Origin of the sequence: Kitasatospora sp. NPDC097605 (assembly GCF_040302725.1) — a bacterium.
Taxonomy (GTDB): domain Bacteria; phylum Actinomycetota; class Actinomycetes; order Streptomycetales; family Streptomycetaceae; genus Kitasatospora.
Genome location: NZ_JBEOSF010000048.1, coordinates 1 through 17,932, shown reverse-complemented (window position 1 = coordinate 17,932; position 17,932 = coordinate 1). Strand labels below are relative to the sequence as shown.

Genomic DNA, 17,932 nt, shown 5'->3' with positions numbered 1-17,932 from the left:
GGCCTACTCCGCGACCGCCTCGACCACCGAGAGGACGGTCGGCGTGGGGACCACCCGGGACAGCCGCAGACCGGCCCGGGCGAAGAGTTCGGCGAAGTCGGCCTCGGTGCGCTCGCGGCCGGTGAGGGAGCCCATCATCATCAGGTCCAGGGCCTTGGACTGGTGCGGCGTGTCACCCGGCGGGACCACGGCGTCCACGACCAGGACCCGGCCGCCCGGGTGCAGCGCGCGGCGGCAGTGGCCGAGCAGGGTCACGCAGTCCTCGTCGTCCCAGTCATGGGTGATCCGCTTGAGCAGGTGGATGTCGCCGGCCGGGACGGCGGCGAAGAAGTCGCCCTCCTGCGGCGTCCAGCGGCCCGTGATCCCGGGGTGCGCGGCCAGGCGGTTCCCGGCGAGGACGTGGGAGCGGTCGTAGAGCACGCCCCGCAGACCGGGGTTGCGCAGCAGCACCTCCAGCAGCAGGCCGCCGTGGCCGCCGCCGATGTCCACCACCGTGCCGTCCTCGGGGAAGTCGTAGGCGGCCGCGATCGGCGCGTTCTCCTGGTCGGACATCGCCGCCATGCCGACGTGGAAGACGGCGGCGGTCCGTTCGTCCTTGGCGAAGTGGTCGAAGAACGGCATGCCGAAGATGTTCTCGAACGCGGTGGTGCCCTCGGTCAGACAGTGCGTCAGCTCCCCGGCCGGCCGCCACATGGTGCGGTCGGTGAGCATCTGGACGGCGGTCCGCACGGAGAACGGGACGTCGCCGCGCAGTGCCTGTCCGGCCCCGGTCAGCGCGAACCGGCCCTGCTCGTCCTCCGTCACCACGCCCCGGGTGGCGAGCAGCCGCAGCACCCGGTGCAGGTTGCGGGCGTCGGTACCGGTCGCGGCGGCGAGGTCGGCGGGCGCGGCGGGGCCGTTCGCCAGGTGGTCGGCCACCCCGACGTCGGCGGCGGCCCGCAGCGCGGCGGGGAAGAGGAAGCCGAGGGCCTCGTCGATCAGGAAGGCGGCGGACCGCCGCAGACCGTCCTCCCCGCCGCCGGCCCCGGTCCCCACGCTGTCGTCCTGGCTCATCCCGTCCTCCTCCTCCTCGCGACCGTACGTCCGCCGGGGAGGCTGCCCAGCGGACAGCGCCCCGAAGCCCGGCGGGCCGTGATCCCGCCCCTTGGTGAGGCGCGGGCGGGGCGCGCGGGAGCGCGCTCAGCGCATGTGCGCGCCGCCGTTGATGTCGAAGGTGGCGCCGGTGACGTACCCGCCGTCCTCGCCCACCGGGTACGCCACCAGCGCGGCCACCTCCGCCGCCCGACCCGTCCGGCCCACGGGGACGGAGCGCGCGGCCGCGGCCACCGCCGCCGCCGCGCCGGCGTCACCTCCGGCCGCCAGGCCCCGGCGCGCTGGGCGCGGGCAGGACGCGGGTATCCGTCGCAGCGAGGCGAGGACGAGCGTCAGCGCCAGTTCGGCGGTGCTGCGGGCGTGTACGCCCCGGGCGTTGCACAGGGTTACCGGCCCCGGCAGCCGGCGCGGCCGCGCCCCCAGCCCGTCGGTTCCCGAGCTGAGCGCCTGGACGGCCCGCAGCCCGTCATCCGCTCCAGCGGCCGGCCGATGACGCCGACGTCCTGGACCAGCGGCGGGACGCAGAACTCCGCGACGCCCGGGTCCGAGGGGAACGGCGAGCGCCCGTCCCAGTGGGCGTAGCGCAGGGAGTCCGGCAGGCCGGCGAGGTGGGTGAACTCGGCGGGCAGCCAGACCTGCCGGCGGTCCGGGGGCGCGTCGCTGGGCACGGTGGTCGGCCTTTCGCCCGGGGTTCCGGTGGGCGCCGGTCATCCGGTACGACCGGACAGGCCGGTCGGGTGTGACGCCGCTTGCCGAGGAGCCGCCCGGATTCGAGGGTGCTCGAAGGGCTTTGCCGCGGCGGGTCGCGCGCGCCGATGCTGAATCCGCCGGTCGAACCCGGCCCCACGCTCGAAACCCGCGATCGAGGAGTTCCCATGACCCGTACGACCACGCTCCGCCTGCGCGTCGCCGCCGCGGCCCTCGCCGCTACGGCCGGCCTCCTCGGAGCCGCCACCTCCGCCCAGGCCGCCCCGGCCGGTGCCGGCGGCGTCGCCGGCGTCCGCTCGGGCGGGGGCGTCGAGGTGAAGGAGACGGCGCAGTTCACCGCCAGCAGCGCCGGCGGCTCGACGGAGACGGCCAGCACCGGCGCGGTCAACCTGGCCTACCTCTACGCGCAGGGGGCCGGCTGGCAGCGCAGCCAGTGCTACGTCCTCGCCGTCGACCTCAGGTCGACCGGCGGCGGCTGGTTCTCCGCGCGGGCGACCCTGTTCTGCCAGCGCTGACCCACCGGACGCTGCGGCCGGGGCGCACCCGTGCGCCCCGGCGGGAGCGCCCCCGGCGGACGCGCTCAGCCGCCGCCCATCCCGCCCTGGGCGGCGACCATGGTCAGGTTGAGCCCGGACACCGCCCGCACCAGGCCCGGGGCCTGGCCGGCCAGCCGTTCGGCGAGGTGGCCGGTGAGCGCGGTGATCCGCTCGGCCCGCGCCCGGCGGTCGTGCCGGGAGAGCACCAGCCGCAGATGCCCGTGGGCGGCCAGGACCGCGAGCACCACATCGGCGAACGGCGCCCCGGCGAGCGGGGCGTCGCCGCGCACCAGCTCCGCCACCCGCCGCTGCAGGTCCAGCGCCTCGCGCGGGTCGCGGACCGCCACCGCTCGTCGCGGCACCACCGCCCCGTAGGGATCGCGGTCCGGCATCGTCACCACGCCGAGTGCCGCCAGCCGTTCCTCGACGGCCTCCAGGGTGTCCTCGCGGCCGCGCCTGATCCACGCCTTCCAGGTGCGCGGCGCCCCGCCCACCTCGGCGAGCAGCGCGTCCAGCACCCCGTCCCCGGTGGTCTCCGGGTCGAGCACCCGCACCCGGCCCTGCCCGTCCTCGGCGAGCGCGTCCCGGTGGGCGAGCTCGGCCAGCGCGGCGGCGCGCACCAGGAACCCGGCCCGGGTGCGGTCCTGCAGGCACTGCGCCCGGGTGTCGAACGCCAGCAGGTAGACGGCCAGCTGCAGTCCTCGGCTCATGCCACCGACGATACGGCGCGCGGGGCGCCCGCTACGGCCCGGAGCCCTCGGCGGGCGTCGCGCGTTCGAGCAGGCCCAGGGCGTCCAGCAGCAGCCGGCAGTCCTCGGCGTCCCGCGCCCGCGCCGCCACCGCCCGCCGCGCCCGGGCCCGGACCTCGGGCGGCCCCGGGTCGCCCGGCGGTGCGAACAGGTCACCCATGGTCTGCAGTTCACGGTTGGGCCGAGTCGTCGTCACGTTCGCCTCCCGTCCGGAAATTCGCCGGTCGTCCAGCGTACTGCGCCGTCCGGGCGACCGGAAAAGCCCCCGACCGCCGAGCACCCGGCCCGCTGCCCCGGCCAGGTCCTCCAGGACCAGGCCCCCTCTTCCCCCGCGCCGCGTGGCTGATCGTCGCCGGTCGGTCCGGTGGGACTTGAACAGCCGGACGTGAGGCGTGTCACTGTCCGGCCGCCTCGGGCCGGGTGCGGGTGAACATGACCGGATGGACACTCGATTCCTCAGCATCGCCTCCTTGGCCGAAGTCCCCTCCGTGGCGGTCGTCGTCGATGTGATGCGGGCCTGCACGGTGGCCGCGTGGGCCTTCGCCCGGGGAGCGGAGAAGATCGTTCTCGCCGCATCGCTGGACGAGGCCCTGGCGCTCAAGGGCCGCCACCCGGACTGGGTGGCGCTCAAGGACGGTCCGCCCGCGCCCGGGTTCGACGCCGTCAACTCGCCGGGCCTGCTGCGGTCCGTCGACCTCGGAGGGCGGACCGTCGTCCAGAAGACCACGGCGGGGACGGTCGGCGCCCTCGCGGTGAAGGACGCGTCGCTGGTGCTCTGCGCGGGCTTCGTGGTGGCGGAGGCCACGGCCCGGCTCCTGCGGACGGGCGGCTGCGACAGCGTCACCTTCGTGGTCACCGGCGAGGACGGGCGCGCCGAGGAGGACCTGGCGTGCGCCCAGTACATCGCCCGGAGGGCCGGCGGGGCCGAGACGGACCCGGCCGATTTCCTCCGCCGCGCCCGCGAGTCCCGCGCCGCCGCCGAGCTGGCGGAGGGCGTGCGGCAGGGAGTCCATCCCGACGACGTCGCCCTCTGCCTGGAGCTCGACCGGTTCCCCTTCGCCATGGTCGCGGCCCCGGAGGACTCGCTCATGGTCCTCCGCCGCTACACCGCGCCTTCGCCGGCCGGTGCGGCCCCGGCCTGACCGCGACGACGTCCGACTCCTGCCCCGGAACGTTCCGCCCGGCCGTTCCAGGCGCTCACGAATCCGCAGGTCAGAGGGGGTGAAATCGTTCCAGCGTGCCGGATCGGCGGGAAGGGCTGGCGGGTGGGACGGGCGGCGGGCCAGAGTGCTGCTCGGCGGGGCGCCGGCTGCGGCGCCGACCGCCGGCCCCTCACGTCCTTTCGCTCCTCCAGGGATCCGCCATGTCCATTCGCCGTGCCCTCTTCGTCCCGGCCGTGCTCGCCGGTGCCGCCCTCGCCCTGACCGCCTGCGGGCCGGACGGGTTGTCCGACGGGCCGCAGCCGGCCAAGCAGACCTCGGCCTCCGACCCGAAGCCCGCCGCCCCCGACACCGGCGCCCCGGCCGCCCCAGCGGCACCGGCGGCACCGGCGGCTCCCCAGACCACCGCCCCGCCGGCCGCACCGGCCCCGGCCTCCGCCAAGCCGACCGCGGCGGGCACCTCGGGCGGAGCCGACGGCGACGCCTACGCCTACACCCACCCGTGCGAGAGCAAGGACCTGACGGTCCGGGTGACCGCCCGCCCCGAGGCGCCGAGCCAGCGGGTGATCGAGGTGCGCAACCAGGGCCCGCACGCCTGCGGCCTGAGCTACCACCCGCTGGTCGGCCTGGGCGACTCGCACTCCGCCGACCGCGCCAAGGACGTCAAGCCGCTGGTCCCCGGCGGGCTGGGCGGCGCTCCGGCCTACCCGCTCGGCGCCGGCAAGGCGGCCTACGCGGTGATCGACCTCAACCCGGGCGGCGCGAGCACCGGCACCGCGCCCGGCATCGACGAGCTCAACGTGCTGGCCGACGGCGACCACATGCCCGCCGCGGAGACCCGCAACTTCCCGCTCGGCGCCGGCGCGAAGGTCGTCAAGCCGAGGCTGGGCCTGTACCGGGCCACCGTCGCGGACGCGGCCGCCTCCGCGTCCACCGCGGACCAGCAGCCCTGAGCCCGGCCTGAGCCGGGGGCGGCGACGGCTCCGTCACAGCAGGGCGAGGACGTCCTGGTGCGCCTCGTCGAGGACGAAGCCGTTGTCCCAGCGGACCCGTACGGTCACCCGCCGGCCCCGCCCCCGGTGGGCGGCCCAGTGCGGCTCCAGCTCGGCGATCTCCGCCGCCAGCCGCTCGCGACTCGCCTCCGGCATGGTGTGCCCGTAGTCGTCGAGGAGCGCCTTGAGCCGCTGGTACTCGCGGACCTCCTGGCTGTCGGGGAGCTCGCCGTTCACCCGTTCGACGGTGCCCTCGATCCCGGCTCCCAGCGAGAGGAATCCGACGACCGCCCCGGGCTCCCCGGCGAGAGCCCCGCCGATCGCGAGGTCCTCGGCCAGCCTGACGCGACGGCCTTCCTCCAGGGTCATCCGCTCTCCGCCTCTCCGTCGATCACCCGCCGGGCACCTGACGATGCCGCACGTCACGGTACCCGGCGCCCGGCGGCGGGCGACACGCGACAGGCCCCGACGCGTGCCCGCGGCCCCGAGGCCTCCGCAGGATCGATCGATGAGCCGGGCTCATCGATCGATGAGGTGATCGATCTTGTTCGGCCCTTCCGCCGGCTGATGGGCTGACCGCATGACGAACCCGGAAACCCTCGCACCACCGCCCGCCCCGCCCGCCACCGCGCCGCGCTGGGCGCCGGTCCTCGCCGTCGCGCCCGCCACCTTCACCGTGGTGTCCTCCGAGATGATGCCGGTCGGGCTGCTCACCGAGATGTCGCACGGCCTCGGGGTCAGCGACGGGGTCACCGGACTCTCCCTCACCATCACCGGCCTGATCGCCGCCGCTCTCGCCCCCCTCACCCCGAGGCTCGTCGGCCGGCGTGACCGCCGGGCCGTCCTGGTGGCATTCATGGTGCTGCTCGCCCTGGCGAACGCCCTCTCCGCCCTGGCCCCGGACTTCACCGTGCTCGCCGTCGCCCGGATCCTGCTCGGCGCGGCGATGGGCGTGGTCTGGGGCCTGGTCACCGGCCTCGGCCCGCGCCTCGCCGACGGCCCGCGGATCGCCCTCGCCATGACGCTGGTCTTCTCCGGCGTCTCCATCGCCTCCGTGCTCGGCGTCCCGCTGGGGACGTACCTGGCCGCGCTGCTCGACTGGCGCTTCGCCTTCTGGACGCTCGCCGCCCTCGGCGCCGTCTGCGCCGCGGTCCTCGCCACCGTCCTGCCCGCGCTGCCCGCACCGCCGGCGCCCGCGGGCGACCGGCCGGGCGGGCCGGCCACCGCCCTGCGCCACCGCGGCGTGGCCGTGGGAATCGCCGTCACCGCCCTCGTCGTGCTCGGCCACTTCGCCGGCTTCACCTACGTCCGGCCCGTCCTCGAAGCCGACGCCGGCCTCAGCAGCGGCGTGATCGCCGGCTGCCTGCTGGTCTACGGGGGGCGGGGGTCGCCGGGAACTTCACCCTCGGCCCGCTCTCCGGGCGCCACCCGAAGGCCGCCGTCACCGCGGCCCTCGCCGGGGTCGCCCTGGCCGCCGTGCTGCTCCCGCACGCCACCGGCGGCGTGGTCACGGTGCTCCTGGTGCTGGCCGTCTGGGGCGTCTCGTACGGCGGGGTGTCGGTCGCCACCCAGGCCTGGGTACGCACGGCCGCCCTGGCCCTGACCGAGGCCTCGGCCGCCGTCTGGGCGGGCGTCTTCAACGCGGGCATCGCCCCCGGCTCCCTCGCCGGCGGCCTGGTGGTCGACCGGGCCGGCAACCACGCCGTCCTGCTCACCGCGGCGCTCCTGGCCGCCGCCGGCCTCCTGCTCACCCTGCTGTCCCCGCCGCCCGGCACGATCCACAGGACGCGGCCCTAGCCGAGTGGTTCCGAAGTGGGCTGGGCTTGCCGGTTCTGCTTCGGTATGCAGGAAGGGTGTCCGGCATCGGGTTGTGACGACCGAAGAGCTGGACACCCGAACTCGTCGGGCGCGCCGGCGGCAAGGCCTCCTCGCGGACCACCCTGCTGGCGGCCTGGAGAAGGCGGGCTCGAAGCGGACGAAAGCCGAAACGCTCGGCATCACCGTCCTCACCTCGGACCAGTTTGTCGACCGTCGCCCCATACCTGCCATAGCAGCCGGGGCACACAAACCACCGCGTGCCCCAACCACACCCCCCGCAAGCGTCGTCCTCTGTCCGAAAACAATGGCTCGACGCATGAAACAGTGACTTATCATCAGGTAATGAGCGGACCAACGGATCGTACATACGGCTGGCAGCTCTCGGGCACTCGCAGCTTACCGAGTGGCGGAATGCCACCGCGCACACGGATGCCACCTGCCGCCGAGCGCGCGTCGAGTATCGGGGTGTTTCTGGTGGATGAACACCCTTTGTTTCGGGCCGGGGTGCGGATCGGGCTGGAGGAAGCGCACGACATGGAGTTGGTCGGGGAGGCGGCGACGGGGGAGGAGGCGTTGCGTCAGATCCGGAGGGGAACCGGCCCGACTCCTGATGTGATCCTGGTGGACCTGTCGCCCTCGGAGATCTCGGAAACGGAATTCATCCAGGAGATCGACAAAGCTTCACCGTGCCGCCCCAGTCGCGTCCTTGTCGTCTCGGCGGAGGAGTCGGACGAGGCTGTGGTCCGTGCGATGAGTGCCGGCGCACACGGACTCATGGCGAAGACCGAGCCCTGGGAGGAATTGATGCCCGCTATCCGCCTTGTGGCGGGCGGGGGAGCAGCCTTCGGCCCTCCCCTTGCGGCACGCATGAGAACTCTATTCTCGACCGTTCACCACTGTCCCGGAGCTTCCGCCTTTCCTCAGCTGACCACTCGGGAGGCGGAAGTCCTCGACCTTCTCGCCAGAGGGCACGGAAACCGGGCGATCGCTCGGGCGCTCTACGTTGCCGAAAAAACCGTCCGCAACCATGTGACCCACATTCTCGCCAAGCTCCAGGTGCGTGACCGGGCGATGGCGGCCGACCGGGCGAGAAAAGCGGGAATGGGAGCCTGAGTCGAATCACGGCGTCGCCCGGACGTTCCGTCGTTCTCGTGCCCGCCCGCCGGGTCGGCCCGCCGGGAGGGGCACGGAGCAAGGCGATCAGGAGGAACGGCGCGCCGCGTGGTGGTACGCCAGCAGAGATGCGTCGACCTGACGTACCCCCAGGGGCAGCCAGGCCGTGGCCACCCGTCGGACCATGGTCGCCGGCTGCGGGGGATTCACCGTCCGGGTGTGGGGCTTCGCGATCGACTGCAGCGCCCAGGCGAAGCCGTTGACGGGAATCATCGCGGCCCAGAAGCGGCGGTCGATGCCCAACAGTACGCTCGCGTACTGGTAGGCGTGCCAGGTGTGATAGGCGAGGGGCGGGTCGCCGTCCATGGTGTGCACTTCCGATTGCACCGGAGCCCTGCGCGGGTCGAACAGCACGCCCTGGGCGAAGTAGGACATCGTTGCGAGGGTTCCCCCGGGGTCGCCGGCGTAGAACCGGTGGAACGCGTCCACCTGCGTTCGCGACACCACCTCCAGCGCTGCCCAGACCGGGCGCAGTGACGCCGCGAAGCTCTCCGGGTACCCGGACCCGGCAGCGGTCTCCACCCAGAGGTCGCGCACGCCGGTCAGCGGGTTCCCGCCCACGTGCTCGGCCAGTGCCGCGTACGCCTCCTTCAGTTGCGGGGTCTGCTGAAAGTACGTCGCCTCGTCGAACTCGTACCAGAACTCGTTGGCCACGCGATCTCCGAGCATCCCGGGGACCGGGGGGAGTCCCGGCTCGTCGGGGCCGGCGCTCGCGGCCCGGGCGTACCCGCTCCCGGCGTACACGCCGAGTCCGGCGGCACCGATGAGCCCGAGGCCACCGCGCAGCAGACGCCTCCTGCTGTACCGACCGTCGCAGCTGGACTGCACAGGGCATCAACCTTTCCCGCCTACGTCGTCGTGCACCGAAGCCACCTGTGGGAACCGTTCCTCATGCTGATGGCTTCCGCGCATGGCTGTCCATGTCCCAGGACGGGTGCGGGACTTGTCGGGATGGATCGCTCAGGCGCCCGGGACTCCGGGACATCTAGCGTGAACACGCCGTCCCCGGAAGTGCGGTGCACCGGGAGGCACCACTCGCAACCGACACGAGAGAAGGTGCAGGAACATGAACGACGAGCGGATCTACGAGCCGGCCGTGCTGGTGGAGGTCGGCGACTTCACGGAGCTCACGCTCAGCCGGGGAACCTGGGGCTGGGACGACCTCAACCAGTGCTGGTTCCTCAACTGCTGACACCCCGTGTGAAGCCTGCCGCCGGTCGCCGTCGGTGACCGCCGCGGGTGCCAGTGGTGCCGGGTGGTGGAACGACCACCCGGCACTTCCGTGACGTCCCCCACCAGTGCGCGGACGACCCAGTGGAGGCCCGGTGCGGTTCCTGGTACTTCCCGACCACCCGCTGAGTACTGCTCTCGCCGACCCGATCCTGCGAGGCGACCCCGGCCAGCGGGTCCTCGCCCATGCCTCGGGCCGCCCGTGGATCGTGGGCTCCTTTAAGGACGAGGAGATCCTGACGGTGTCCCACGGAGGCCGCCGTCTCGCCCTGCTCGGCTGTACGACGGCGGAGGCCGCGGACCTCGGCCGGCGCCTCGACCGCGTGCGGGACGTGGCAGACCTCGACCCGCTGCTCGGATCGGTACCGGGCAGCTACCACGCGGTCGCGTCCATCGCCGGTCTGGTCCGTGCGCAGGGCTCCCTCTCCGGCGTCCGCGAGGTGTTCTACGCCACGGTCGACGGCATCACCCTGGCGGCCGACCGGCCGGACACCTTGGCGGAACTGACCGGCAGGGAGATCGACGAGCGGTCCCTGTTGTGTCACCTCATGGTGCAGCCGCCCTGGCCGTTGAGCGAGCGCACGGTGTGGCGTGAGGTCGAGTGCCCTGGACCCGGGCAGTACATCCTGCTCCTGCCCGACGGCGGCCACCGCACTGTCCGGTGGTGGGTCCCGCCCGCACCCGGGACACCGATCTCCCAGGGCGCCCGTCGGGTACGGACCGCACTGCGGGACGCCGTGGCCGCCCGGGTCCGGACCAGCACAACGATCGCCTGTGACCTGTCGGGTGGGATCGACTCGACGAGCCTCGCCTTCCTGTCGGCCCATGAGGATCGGTGTCACCGGCTCGTGACGGTGCGGCGGGAGGCCGAGGACCCCGCGAACGACGACGCGGTGTGGGCACGGCGCGCAGCCAAGGCGCTGCCGATGGCCCACGAGGCCGTCGTCCTGCCCCGTTCCGAGGTGCCCTACTCGTTCGCCGACCAACTTGCCCTCGACGACGATCCCGAGGCACCCTACGCCTGGACCCGGGCGAAGGCCATGACTGCCCAGGTGTCCCGGCACCTTTCGGCACGGGGTGTACGGACCCACCTGACCGGTCACGGAGGGGACGAACTCTTCAACCCCGCGCCCTCCTTCTACCACTCCCTCGTGCGCACCAGCCCGCTTCATTCCCTGGAGCACGTTCTGGCAGCCCGCAGCATGTACCGCTGGCCCCTGGGCACGATGGTCCGCAACATGCTGCGCGCTCCCACCTACCACCGCTGGCTCTCCGAGGCCGCCGCCTCCCTGGCTCAGCCCGTTCAGGGCCCTCGCCAGCCCCTGAGCGGATGGGGCCACCACCCCAAACTCCCGGCCTGGGTGACCCCGGATGCGGCCGACTCGGCTCGGGCCCTGCTGTACGACGCCGTCGAGCGGGAAGCCGCGCCGCATTCCCCGTGCGCGGCGCAGCACGAGATCCTCCAAGCCGTCCGGCAGTGCGGTGTCGGTGTGCGTCTCACGGACCGGCTCACCTCGCGGGCCGGGGTGACCTACCACGCCCCGTACCTCGACGATCGGGTGGTGGAGGCGGCGCTCTCGGTACGTCTGCTGGACCGCTCCAGTCCCCGGCACACCAAACCGGTACTCGCCGCCGCCCTGCGCGGATCCGTCCCCGACCCGATCCTGGACCGCACGACCAAGGGCGAGTTCAGCGCCGAGGTGTACGCGGGGGTCCGGCGGCACCGGCGTGAACTCCTCGAACTGGCCGACGGCATGCGCCTGGCACGCCTGGGCCTCGTGGACGAGGCCGCCGTCCGAGCCGTGATTCTGGCGCCCCACCCGGCGTCCCGGACGTTCATCCCGATGGTCTTCACCCTTGCCTGCGAGTCATGGCTGCGCTCGCTCGAGTCGGCCCGCATGCTCCGGCAGGGCCCGGAAGGAACCCGATGACTTTCTCCCTCGCTCCCGATGTGTCCTCGACCGAGACCGACGACGGCATGGTCCTGCTGCAGGAGACCACCGGCCGGTACTGGATGCTCAACGGCACCGGTGCGGCCATCGTCCGACTGCTGCGGGAGGGAAAGGACATGGAGGGCGTCGTGGCCGAACTGACGACGTGCTTCCCACAGGACGCGGCACGGATAGCTGCGGACGTCCGTGCGCTCCTCGAACGACTCGCCCAGGCACGGTTGGTGATGACATGACCTTCTCCGTCGTGCCGGAGCGGCGGCAACGCATCCCCCTGCGCTCGGCGGTGGCCGCCAGGGCGGCCGTGACCGCGGCTTGGTTCCTGGCCAGGCTGTCCCCGGGACGGCTGCGCCGCTGGTTGCGCGCCCTGGCCCGTGGCGCACGTCCCGCCACCGAGGCGGAGGCGCTGCGAAGCCGCCAGGCCGTGGTGTCCGTCAGCCGGGCCTGCGCCGGCCAGGGGTGTCTGCAGCGTGCAGTTGCCACCGTCCTGCTGTGCCGGCTGACCGGGACCTGGCCGGACTGGTGCACCGGAGTGCGGACCGAACCCTTCCGCGCGCACGCATGGGTCGAGGTGAACCGCCGGCCGGTCGGTGAGGGCGAGGACATCCGACTGTTCCGGACGCTCATCCGCGTTCCGGCCCCCGAGAGCCGTCGGAGGGACACGTGATGGAACGGGCGCCCCTGAAGTTCGGCGTGCTGCTCACCACGGACCGGCACCCGGGCCAGACGGACTACGACGTCCTCACCCGCGCCGTCGACATCGCACAGCACGCGGAGTCCCTGGCACTGGACGACGTCTGGGTCACCGAGCACCACTTCCTCGACTCCGTGGTGAATCCCGCGCCGCTCACCATGGCGGCCTTCCTGCTGGGCAGGACCCGCACGATCCGGGTGGGCACGGCGGTGACGGTGCTTCCCCTGTACTCACCCGTGCATGTGGCCGAACAGACCGCTCTGCTGGACCAACTCTCCGCGGGCCGGTTCGTCCTCGGTGTAGGCCGCGGTGTGCCCGGAGCCGAGTACGAGGCGATGGGGGCCGATCCGCAGGCGTGGCGGGCGGGATTGGCCGAACCGGTGGATCGTCTGCTCGCCGCCCTCGCGGGCGAGGTGCCCACGGCACCGGGTCGAACCGGCCCGGGCCTTCGCCTCTCGCCCTCCGTGCGGACCCTTCCCGGGCCGCCCGTGTACGTGGCGGCCGGCTCCCCGGCGTCCATCGAGATGGCGGCGCGCCGAGGACTACCCCTCATGCTGTTCTTCGACAAGAGCGCCGAGGCCAAGGCGGAGATGGTCGACTGGTACGACCGCACGGCGAGGGAGGCCGGTCGGCAGGAGACCGGCCCCGGGCACGCCTTCGCCGTCTTCGCCCAGGTGAGCGGGTCGAAGGAGCGCACCAGGGCCCTGATGCGTGACAGAGCACGGTTCATCCTCGCCCTGAACAACCAGCCGGGACGGACGACCGACCCTGCTCGCCTTCTCCCTCCGCCGGTGACCGCCGGCACCATCGCGACACTGGCCGACAGGCTCCTCAGCACGCAGCCCGTAGGGTCCGTCGATCTCTGTGTGGAGCGGATGACACACCACGTCGTCGCCTCGGGCTGTACGCGGGTCATGTGCCAGGTCGAGGCGGCGCGTGACACGGACGACGCGATGCGCAATCTGGAGCGCCTCGCGCGGGAGGTCTTCCCTGCGGTTCGGCAGAGGGTCGGTGCGGCGCGGGCCGGGGCCCGCGTCTGAGAGGGTGGTGGGGTATGCGTGGGCCAGTGGCGGGGGTTGAGGAGGGCGGGGAGCGCATCGCGTCTCCGCCGCCTCCGATGTCACTCCGGCAGTCCGGTAGAGCGCTGGTCGAGCACGCCGGTCCGTACCGGTGGCAGATCGTGCTCGGCGGGCTCCTGGGTCTCGCGGGAGCCGGCGCGGCCCTCGGACAGCCGCTCGCGGCTAGGGCGCTGATCGAGGATCTGGGGCGGCGTGAGGCGATCGTCGGAGCGTTGGGCCTCCTGTCGGGGCTCGCCCTGCTCGGTGCGGCGCTGAAGGCGCTGAGCCAGTTCGTCCTCGCGCATGCCGCCGAGTCCGTGGTGTTGGACGCCCGCGTCGGACTGGCCACCCGGTTGCTCCGTCTCAAGGTGCGGGAGCTGGAACGCATGGAACTCGGGGACGTGCTGGCGCGGGTCACCTCGGACACCACGCTGCTGCGGCAGTTCACCACGCAGTCGGCCGTCACCGCGGTCACCGGTGCCCTCACCCTCGTCGGTGTCGTGGTCATGATGGCCACGCTCGACCCCGTGCTCCTGTGGACGACGCTGGCTGTCGTCGTGGTCGTCGGTGCGGTGATCAGCGGGGTCCTGCCCCGCATCTCCCACGCCACGGCCCGTGCCCAGGCAGCGGTGGGCGCCATGGGTGCCCACCTGGAACGCACCCTGGGGGCCATCCGCACCGTGAAGGCGTCCGGCGCCGAGGAACGTGAGACAGCCAGAGTCCGTCGAGCGGCCGAGGACGCCTGGCATCGGGGCGTCCAGGCCGCCAAATGGCAGGCCGTCATGGGGACATCGGCCGGACTGTCGGTCCAGTTGTCCTTCCTGTCCGTCCTCGGGGTCGGAGGTGCGCGCGTGGCTTCCGGGGCCATCGACGTCTCGACCCTCGTCGCCTTCCTCCTCTTCCTCTTCTCCCTGATGGAACCGGTCTCCCAGCTCATCCAGGCCGCCATGCAGTTCCACATCGGCGCCGCGGCCGTGGCGCGGTTGAAGGAGATCGAGCTGCTGGAGATCGACGACGCCCCGCCGTGCCCGGCGCGGACGGCGCGTCGTTCACCGGCCGGACGCCCGGCCACCGTCGTCTTCGAGAGGGTGGTCTTCCGTTACTGCCCGGAGCTTCCTGACGTCCACTGCGGCGTGGACTTCGAGGCCCTGGGCGGAATGACCGCGCTCGTCGGACCCTCAGGCACGGGCAAGTCGACGGTCTTCGCGCTGCTCGAACGATTCTACGAGCCGACATCCGGGCGAGTGCTCCTCGACGGTCGGGACATCCTCACCCTTCCCCTGGCCGAACTGCGGGCGTCCATCGGGTACATCGAACAGGACGCTCCCGCCCTGTCTGGCACCCTGCGGGAGAACCTCCTCCTCGCTGCGCCCGAGGCCACCGAGGAGGACCTGCGCGACGTGCTGGTCCGCACCCGCCTGGACGCGTTCGTGCAGGGACTGCCCGCAGGGCTCGACACGCGGGTGGGCCACCGGGGAACACGGCTGTCCGGAGGCGAGCGCCAGCGCGTGGCGATCGCCCGCGCCCTGCTGCGCAAGCCGCGGCTGCTGCTCCTCGACGAGGCCACCTCCCAACTCGATGCCACCAACGAACTCGCCCTGCGCGACGTGGTGGTCGAGATCGCCCACGAGACGACCGTGCTGGTCATCGCCCACCGATTGTCCACCGTCGCCATGGCCGACCGCATCGTGGTCATGGATTCCGGCCGGGTGCGCGCAACCGGCACCCACGAGGAACTTCTTGCCCAGGATGTCCTGTACCGGGAACTCGCGGCCACACAGCTGCTGGTCCCCCCGTCGGACGGGTTCACGAAGGCCGAGCCGTCCCGGGCATGAGCCCTCCGTATCCGAGTGCCACCACGACGGTGCGGCGGGGCGTAGTCTCGCCATCGACTGCCCGTGCACCCGGTCTACGACGTCACGCCACGGCCGGGACCGGTAGCAGGAGCCGTCCTTGCGGTCGTCGGGCTGGATCTCGCTGTAGGCCAGGCGCGCGATCCGGTAGCGGGCCAGGACGCGGTGAACGGTGGCGGGGTTGAGCCGCAGCAGGTACGCGATGCGGGCCGCTCCCCGACGGCGGAGCACGCGGACCTCGATGATCCGCTGTCGCAATCCACACCGAACCAGCGGGCCCTCACTCATTGCAAGATCACCGCGCCGTGAACCCCGTCACCAACCTCCGTGGTCAGTACACCTGGCCGACCCTCCCGGCCGCGAGCAGGGTGACGAACTCGGCCGTCAGCCGGTGCGGCCGCCCCTCGCGCTGGACCACCACCAGGTCGGTCGGCTCCAGCCCGGGTACCGGCAGGAAGCGGAGGTCCGGGCGCTGGACGTATGTCGTGCTGCGCTCGCACAGCAGCAGTCCCCGGCGGGTGCCAGCCACCATCGACAGGCCCTCCTGGAGGGTGAGCGCCCCCGCCGGGTAGGAGAGGGCGCGCCCGCTCGGGGTCCGCCGGGGCGCGTTCGCCTCCCGCCAGTACGCGGGAGCCGGGCCGCGCGGTTCGATCAGCGGCAGCGCGGCCAGTTCCTCGGCGCCCACCGCCTCCGCCTGGCCTGCGCCGGCCGGGCGCCGCGCGGCGGCGAGCGCCACGTACACCGGCTGCCGGGAGAAGGTCATCAGCACCTCCAGCCCCGGCTCCCGGCACGAGGCCAGCACGATGGCCAGGTCCACCTCACCCCGGGCGAGCCGCGAGAACGGGTCCGCCCAGGGCAGTTCGACCAGCCGCGTGGCGCCCTCCGGCAGGCCGGCGATCACCCGGGCGACCGGCTCGTACACCGCGCACTGGAAGCCCAGCCGCAGCGGCATGGCCGTCGCCGCCCGCGCCCGGGCGGCGTCGTAGCCCTCCCTGAGCCGCTCGAAGGCGGGCACCACCTGCTCGGCCAGATCGCGTCCGAGCTCGGTCAACTCGACGTGGCGGCTGGTCCGCCGGAACACCGGGGCGCCGACCCGGTTCTCCAGGCGCTTGATCAGCTGGGAGACCCGCCCCTGCGAGACGCCCAGGCGCTGCGCCGTCCGTCCGAAGTGCAACTGGTGGACGAGGACGGAGAAGCACTCCAGCTCCTGCGGCGGCAGCTCGGGAAGGAGCGGGGCGGGCGTCGGTGGTTCCATCACGACAGCCTACGCCCGGCCGTGATCGAAACGGCCGGTACTCGACTGTGCCGGGGTGCCGTCGCGGCCCTAGCGTCACTGGTCTGAACCAATGAGACGAAAGGGCAGCAAAGATGAACGGTTCCAGACGAGTTGCTCCGGTCCTCGCCGCCACGGCGGCGGCGCTGGCGCTGTGCGCGGGGCCCTCGGTCGCGGTCGGGCAGCCCGCGGCCGGACAGCCCGCGGCACCCGTGGCACAGGCCGGGGCGGCCGGGGTGGCCGCCGACTACCCGCCCCGGACCTACACGCTCACCAGCAACGCCCCCGAGGCGAGCGGCAGGTGTCTGGACGTCTGGGACTGGGGCAACGGGCCGTGGGTCCAGATGTGGGGCTGTCACGGCGGCGTCAACCAGTCCTGGAACATCTCGTTCAACGCCACCAGCGGCGGCTACCAGATCCAGAGCAACGCCAGCGGCAAGTGCGTCGACGGCTACCGGGGCCGCGGGCAGCAGGTCGTCCAGCTCCCGTGCGACAACAGCGCCTCGCAGGCCTGGACCGTGCCGGCGAGCGCCGGCCGCTGGCGCTTCGTCAACCGCGCCTTCCCCGGCGTCCCGCCCGGCTTCCCCGGCCCGTCCGGCCAGTGCCTGGACATCTACGACTGGGGCCGCGGAAACGTGGTCCAGCTGTGGGACTGCGGCTACGGCCAGGGTAACCAGGAGTGGTGGTACAACTGATCCGCCCAGGCCCCGAAAGAGCCGAGCCGCGCCGCGGTCCGTCCCCTCGACGGACCGCGGCGCGGCGGTTTCACCGGACGTCAGAGCCTTCCGGTCACACGGCCTGCCAGAGCGCCGGGACGTTCGGCGGCTCCCAGCCGACGTAGGCGGTGTGGCCCTGGATGCAGCGGTAGCTGACCCCGTTGTAGGTCACGACGTCGCCGGCCTTGTAGGTGGTGCCGGCCGCCCAGGTGCCGCCCGGGTTGGGCGTGCCGTCGCCGACCGTCAGGTTGAACTGGCCGGTGTGGACGGTGGCTCCGGCGGTACCGGTGATCGTGACCGGGTAGGTGCCGGCCGCGGCGGTCGAGGAGGCCGACAGGGTCAGCGTCGCGGAGCCGCCGGCCTGGACCGAGGACGGGCTGAACGACGCGGTGACGCCGGACGGGAGGCCCGAGGCGGTCAGGGCGACGGTCTGCGCGGTGCCGGAGACGACCGAGGTGTTGACGGTCGCCGTGGTCGAGTTGCCGGGCTTGACCGAGCCGGACGACGGGCTCAGCGACAGCGAGAAGTCGTCGCCGCCGTTGTTGGTGCAGGTCGGGTCGGCGGTCTGGGCGGGGACGCTGACGGCGTCCCAGGCGGCCTTGGTGCGGTTGAAGAGGTTGCAGCTGGGGTCGAGGTTCTTGGCGGCGGTGAGGGTGGTGGTGCGGTAGCGCTTGTAGGTCATGCCGCTGGTCTTGAGCAGCATGCCGCCGTAGAAGATCCGGCCGGCGTCCTTGATGCCGACGCCGGTTACGGAGGAGTTGTTGCAGGTGGGGCTGGTGGGCTTGCCGCCGCCGGGGTTGGAGCCCTCGGCGAGCAGGTAGAACCAGTGGTTGAGCGGGCCGGCGGCCGCGTGGACCTCGGTGCTCGGGATGGAGGCGGAGTAGCAGTTGGGGTTGTTGCCGACCTGTGAGGGGTTGTACATGTTGCGGAT

20 protein-coding genes and 3 pseudogenes are annotated in these 17,932 nt (G+C 73.0%); 13 read left to right on the top strand and 10 right to left on the bottom strand.

The annotated features are described in order from the left end of the window. Positions 1 to 3: 3 nt before the first annotated feature. Positions 4 to 1,053: a methyltransferase gene (locus ABTX81_RS34870; RefSeq protein WP_350554042.1), complete on the bottom strand. Its 1,050-nt coding sequence runs from the start codon at positions 1,051 to 1,053 to the stop codon at positions 4 to 6. Positions 1,054 to 1,478: 425 nt separating this feature from the next. After that, the gene (locus ABTX81_RS34865; RefSeq protein WP_350554040.1) at positions 1,479 to 1,760 is read right to left on the bottom strand and encodes a hypothetical protein; all 282 of its coding nucleotides are present in this window, start codon (positions 1,758 to 1,760) and stop codon (positions 1,479 to 1,481) included. A 207-nt stretch (positions 1,761 to 1,967) separates the two neighbouring features. On the opposite strand from ABTX81_RS34865, the gene ABTX81_RS34860 reads away from it, so the two are divergent. Then, a complete protein-coding gene (locus tag ABTX81_RS34860) occupies positions 1,968 to 2,315 on the top strand; it encodes a hypothetical protein (RefSeq protein WP_350554038.1) in 348 nt (115 codons plus the stop codon). A gap of 65 nt (positions 2,316 to 2,380) precedes the next feature. On the opposite strand, the gene ABTX81_RS34855 is transcribed toward ABTX81_RS34860, so the two are convergent. Together ABTX81_RS34855 and ABTX81_RS34850 are read right to left on the bottom strand one after the other, a co-directional pair. Then, a complete protein-coding gene (locus ABTX81_RS34855; protein WP_350554036.1) occupies positions 2,381 to 3,046 on the bottom strand; it encodes a GOLPH3/VPS74 family protein in 666 nt (221 codons plus the stop codon). A gap of 31 nt (positions 3,047 to 3,077) precedes the next feature. Beyond that, on the bottom strand, positions 3,078 to 3,281 hold the full coding sequence (locus ABTX81_RS34850; RefSeq protein ID WP_350554034.1) for a hypothetical protein: 204 nt from the start codon (positions 3,279 to 3,281) through the stop codon (positions 3,078 to 3,080). 244 nt (positions 3,282 to 3,525) lie between these two features. Here ABTX81_RS34850 and ABTX81_RS34845 point away from each other — a divergent pair, with 244 nt between their 5' ends. Both ABTX81_RS34845 and ABTX81_RS34840 read left to right on the top strand, forming a co-directional pair. Then, positions 3,526 to 4,227 carry a 2-phosphosulfolactate phosphatase gene (locus ABTX81_RS34845; RefSeq protein ID WP_350554032.1) on the top strand — a complete coding sequence of 234 codons (702 nt, stop codon included), beginning with the start codon at positions 3,526 to 3,528 and terminating at the stop codon, positions 4,225 to 4,227. 221 nt (positions 4,228 to 4,448) lie between these two features. Beyond that, on the top strand, positions 4,449 to 5,198 hold the full coding sequence (locus tag ABTX81_RS34840) for a DUF4232 domain-containing protein (protein ID WP_350554030.1): 750 nt from the start codon (positions 4,449 to 4,451) through the stop codon (positions 5,196 to 5,198). A gap of 33 nt (positions 5,199 to 5,231) precedes the next feature. Here ABTX81_RS34840 and ABTX81_RS34835 read toward each other — a convergent pair whose 3' ends face one another. Beyond that, on the bottom strand, positions 5,232 to 5,606 hold the full coding sequence (locus ABTX81_RS34835) for a hypothetical protein (RefSeq protein WP_350554028.1): 375 nt from the start codon (positions 5,604 to 5,606) through the stop codon (positions 5,232 to 5,234). A gap of 211 nt (positions 5,607 to 5,817) precedes the next feature. Between ABTX81_RS34835 and ABTX81_RS34830 the strand changes: the two genes are divergently transcribed. The 3 genes from ABTX81_RS34830 (at position 5,818) to ABTX81_RS34820 (ending at position 8,168) form a co-directional block, all read left to right on the top strand. Beyond that, complete coding sequence (locus tag ABTX81_RS34830; RefSeq protein WP_350554026.1) at positions 5,818 to 6,840, top strand: MFS transporter; 1,023 nt, start codon at positions 5,818 to 5,820, stop codon at positions 6,838 to 6,840. Beyond that, positions 6,792 to 7,034 carry a hypothetical protein gene (locus ABTX81_RS34825; protein ID WP_350554024.1) on the top strand — a complete coding sequence of 81 codons (243 nt, stop codon included), beginning with the start codon at positions 6,792 to 6,794 and terminating at the stop codon, positions 7,032 to 7,034. The genes ABTX81_RS34830 and ABTX81_RS34825 overlap by 49 nt, the downstream gene beginning before the upstream one ends. Positions 7,035 to 7,520: 486 nt before the next feature. After that, a complete protein-coding gene (locus tag ABTX81_RS34820) occupies positions 7,521 to 8,168 on the top strand; it encodes a LuxR C-terminal-related transcriptional regulator (protein WP_350554022.1) in 648 nt (215 codons plus the stop codon). Positions 8,169 to 8,255: 87 nt separating this feature from the next. Here the strand turns inward: ABTX81_RS34820 and ABTX81_RS34815 are convergent, their stop codons facing one another. Next, on the bottom strand, positions 8,256 to 8,882 hold the full coding sequence (locus ABTX81_RS34815; RefSeq protein ID WP_350554020.1) for a hypothetical protein: 627 nt from the start codon (positions 8,880 to 8,882) through the stop codon (positions 8,256 to 8,258). A 412-nt stretch (positions 8,883 to 9,294) separates the two neighbouring features. Here ABTX81_RS34815 and ABTX81_RS34810 point away from each other — a divergent pair, with 412 nt between their 5' ends. The 6 genes from ABTX81_RS34810 to ABTX81_RS34785 all read left to right on the top strand — a co-directional run bounded on the left by ABTX81_RS34810 (position 9,295) and on the right by ABTX81_RS34785 (position 14,994). Next, positions 9,295 to 9,420 carry a lasso RiPP family leader peptide-containing protein gene (locus ABTX81_RS34810; protein ID WP_350554018.1) on the top strand — a complete coding sequence of 42 codons (126 nt, stop codon included), beginning with the start codon at positions 9,295 to 9,297 and terminating at the stop codon, positions 9,418 to 9,420. Positions 9,421 to 9,790: 370 nt separating this feature from the next. Next, positions 9,791 to 11,389: an asparagine synthase-related protein gene (locus tag ABTX81_RS34805; protein WP_350554016.1), complete on the top strand. Its 1,599-nt coding sequence runs from the start codon at positions 9,791 to 9,793 to the stop codon at positions 11,387 to 11,389. Continuing rightward, on the top strand, positions 11,386 to 11,643 hold the full coding sequence (locus ABTX81_RS34800) for a lasso peptide biosynthesis PqqD family chaperone (protein WP_350554014.1): 258 nt from the start codon (positions 11,386 to 11,388) through the stop codon (positions 11,641 to 11,643). Before ABTX81_RS34805 ends, ABTX81_RS34800 begins: the two co-directional genes overlap by 4 nt. Further along, positions 11,640 to 12,074, top strand: a complete 435-nt coding sequence (locus ABTX81_RS34795; RefSeq protein WP_350554012.1) for a lasso peptide biosynthesis B2 protein — start codon at positions 11,640 to 11,642, stop codon at positions 12,072 to 12,074. Before ABTX81_RS34800 ends, ABTX81_RS34795 begins: the two co-directional genes overlap by 4 nt. Before the next feature lie 26 nt (positions 12,075 to 12,100). Continuing rightward, positions 12,101 to 13,141: an LLM class flavin-dependent oxidoreductase gene (locus tag ABTX81_RS34790; protein WP_350554010.1), complete on the top strand. Its 1,041-nt coding sequence runs from the start codon at positions 12,101 to 12,103 to the stop codon at positions 13,139 to 13,141. 77 nt (positions 13,142 to 13,218) lie between these two features. Next, positions 13,219 to 14,994, top strand: coding sequence for an ABC transporter ATP-binding protein (locus tag ABTX81_RS34785; RefSeq protein WP_350554008.1), 1,776 nt, complete (start codon positions 13,219 to 13,221; stop codon positions 14,992 to 14,994). A gap of 146 nt (positions 14,995 to 15,140) precedes the next feature. Here ABTX81_RS34785 and ABTX81_RS34780 read toward each other — a convergent pair. Together ABTX81_RS34780 and ABTX81_RS34775 are read right to left on the bottom strand one after the other, a co-directional pair. Next, positions 15,141 to 15,264 (bottom strand): annotated as a pseudogene (locus ABTX81_RS34780) (IS481 family transposase); the annotation flags it as partial. 79 nt (positions 15,265 to 15,343) lie between these two features. After that, positions 15,344 to 16,267 (bottom strand): LysR family transcriptional regulator, encoded by a 924-nt coding sequence (locus ABTX81_RS34775; protein WP_350554006.1) that lies wholly within the window; start codon positions 16,265 to 16,267, stop codon positions 15,344 to 15,346. A gap of 113 nt (positions 16,268 to 16,380) precedes the next feature. On the opposite strand from ABTX81_RS34775, the gene ABTX81_RS34770 reads away from it, so the two are divergent. Continuing rightward, positions 16,381 to 16,980 (top strand): RICIN domain-containing protein, encoded by a 600-nt coding sequence (locus ABTX81_RS34770; protein ID WP_350554004.1) that lies wholly within the window; start codon positions 16,381 to 16,383, stop codon positions 16,978 to 16,980. Between the two features lie 94 nt (positions 16,981 to 17,074). Here the strand turns inward: ABTX81_RS34770 and ABTX81_RS34765 are convergent. Both ABTX81_RS34765 and ABTX81_RS34760 read right to left on the bottom strand, forming a co-directional pair. Continuing rightward, positions 17,075 to 17,200 (bottom strand): annotated as a pseudogene (locus tag ABTX81_RS34765) (carbohydrate-binding protein); the annotation flags it as partial. A gap of 12 nt (positions 17,201 to 17,212) precedes the next feature. Next, positions 17,213 to 17,932 (bottom strand): annotated as a pseudogene (locus tag ABTX81_RS34760) (M4 family metallopeptidase); the annotation flags it as partial.

Excerpts from the sequence above, each read along its gene's own strand:
- ABTX81_RS34870 (WP_350554042.1), bottom strand. The coding sequence starts at position 1,053 with ATGAGCCAGGACGACAGCGTGGGGACCGGGGCCGGCGGCGGGGAGGAC.
- ABTX81_RS34860 (WP_350554038.1), top strand. The coding sequence starts at position 1,968 with ATGACCCGTACGACCACGCTCCGCCTGCGCGTCGCCGCCGCGGCCCTC.
- ABTX81_RS34855 (WP_350554036.1), bottom strand. The coding sequence starts at position 3,046 with ATGAGCCGAGGACTGCAGCTGGCCGTCTACCTGCTGGCGTTCGACACC.
- ABTX81_RS34845 (WP_350554032.1), top strand. The coding sequence starts at position 3,526 with ATGGACACTCGATTCCTCAGCATCGCCTCCTTGGCCGAAGTCCCCTCC.
- ABTX81_RS34840 (WP_350554030.1), top strand. The coding sequence starts at position 4,449 with ATGTCCATTCGCCGTGCCCTCTTCGTCCCGGCCGTGCTCGCCGGTGCC.
- ABTX81_RS34835 (WP_350554028.1), bottom strand. The coding sequence starts at position 5,606 with ATGACCCTGGAGGAAGGCCGTCGCGTCAGGCTGGCCGAGGACCTCGCG.
- ABTX81_RS34830 (WP_350554026.1), top strand. The coding sequence starts at position 5,818 with ATGACGAACCCGGAAACCCTCGCACCACCGCCCGCCCCGCCCGCCACC.
- ABTX81_RS34810 (WP_350554018.1), top strand. The coding sequence starts at position 9,295 with ATGAACGACGAGCGGATCTACGAGCCGGCCGTGCTGGTGGAGGTCGGC.
- ABTX81_RS34800 (WP_350554014.1), top strand. The coding sequence starts at position 11,386 with ATGACTTTCTCCCTCGCTCCCGATGTGTCCTCGACCGAGACCGACGAC.
- ABTX81_RS34795 (WP_350554012.1), top strand. The coding sequence starts at position 11,640 with ATGACCTTCTCCGTCGTGCCGGAGCGGCGGCAACGCATCCCCCTGCGC.
- ABTX81_RS34785 (WP_350554008.1), top strand. The coding sequence starts at position 13,219 with ATGTCACTCCGGCAGTCCGGTAGAGCGCTGGTCGAGCACGCCGGTCCG.
- ABTX81_RS34775 (WP_350554006.1), bottom strand. The coding sequence starts at position 16,267 with ATGGAACCACCGACGCCCGCCCCGCTCCTTCCCGAGCTGCCGCCGCAG.
- ABTX81_RS34770 (WP_350554004.1), top strand. The coding sequence starts at position 16,381 with ATGAACGGTTCCAGACGAGTTGCTCCGGTCCTCGCCGCCACGGCGGCG.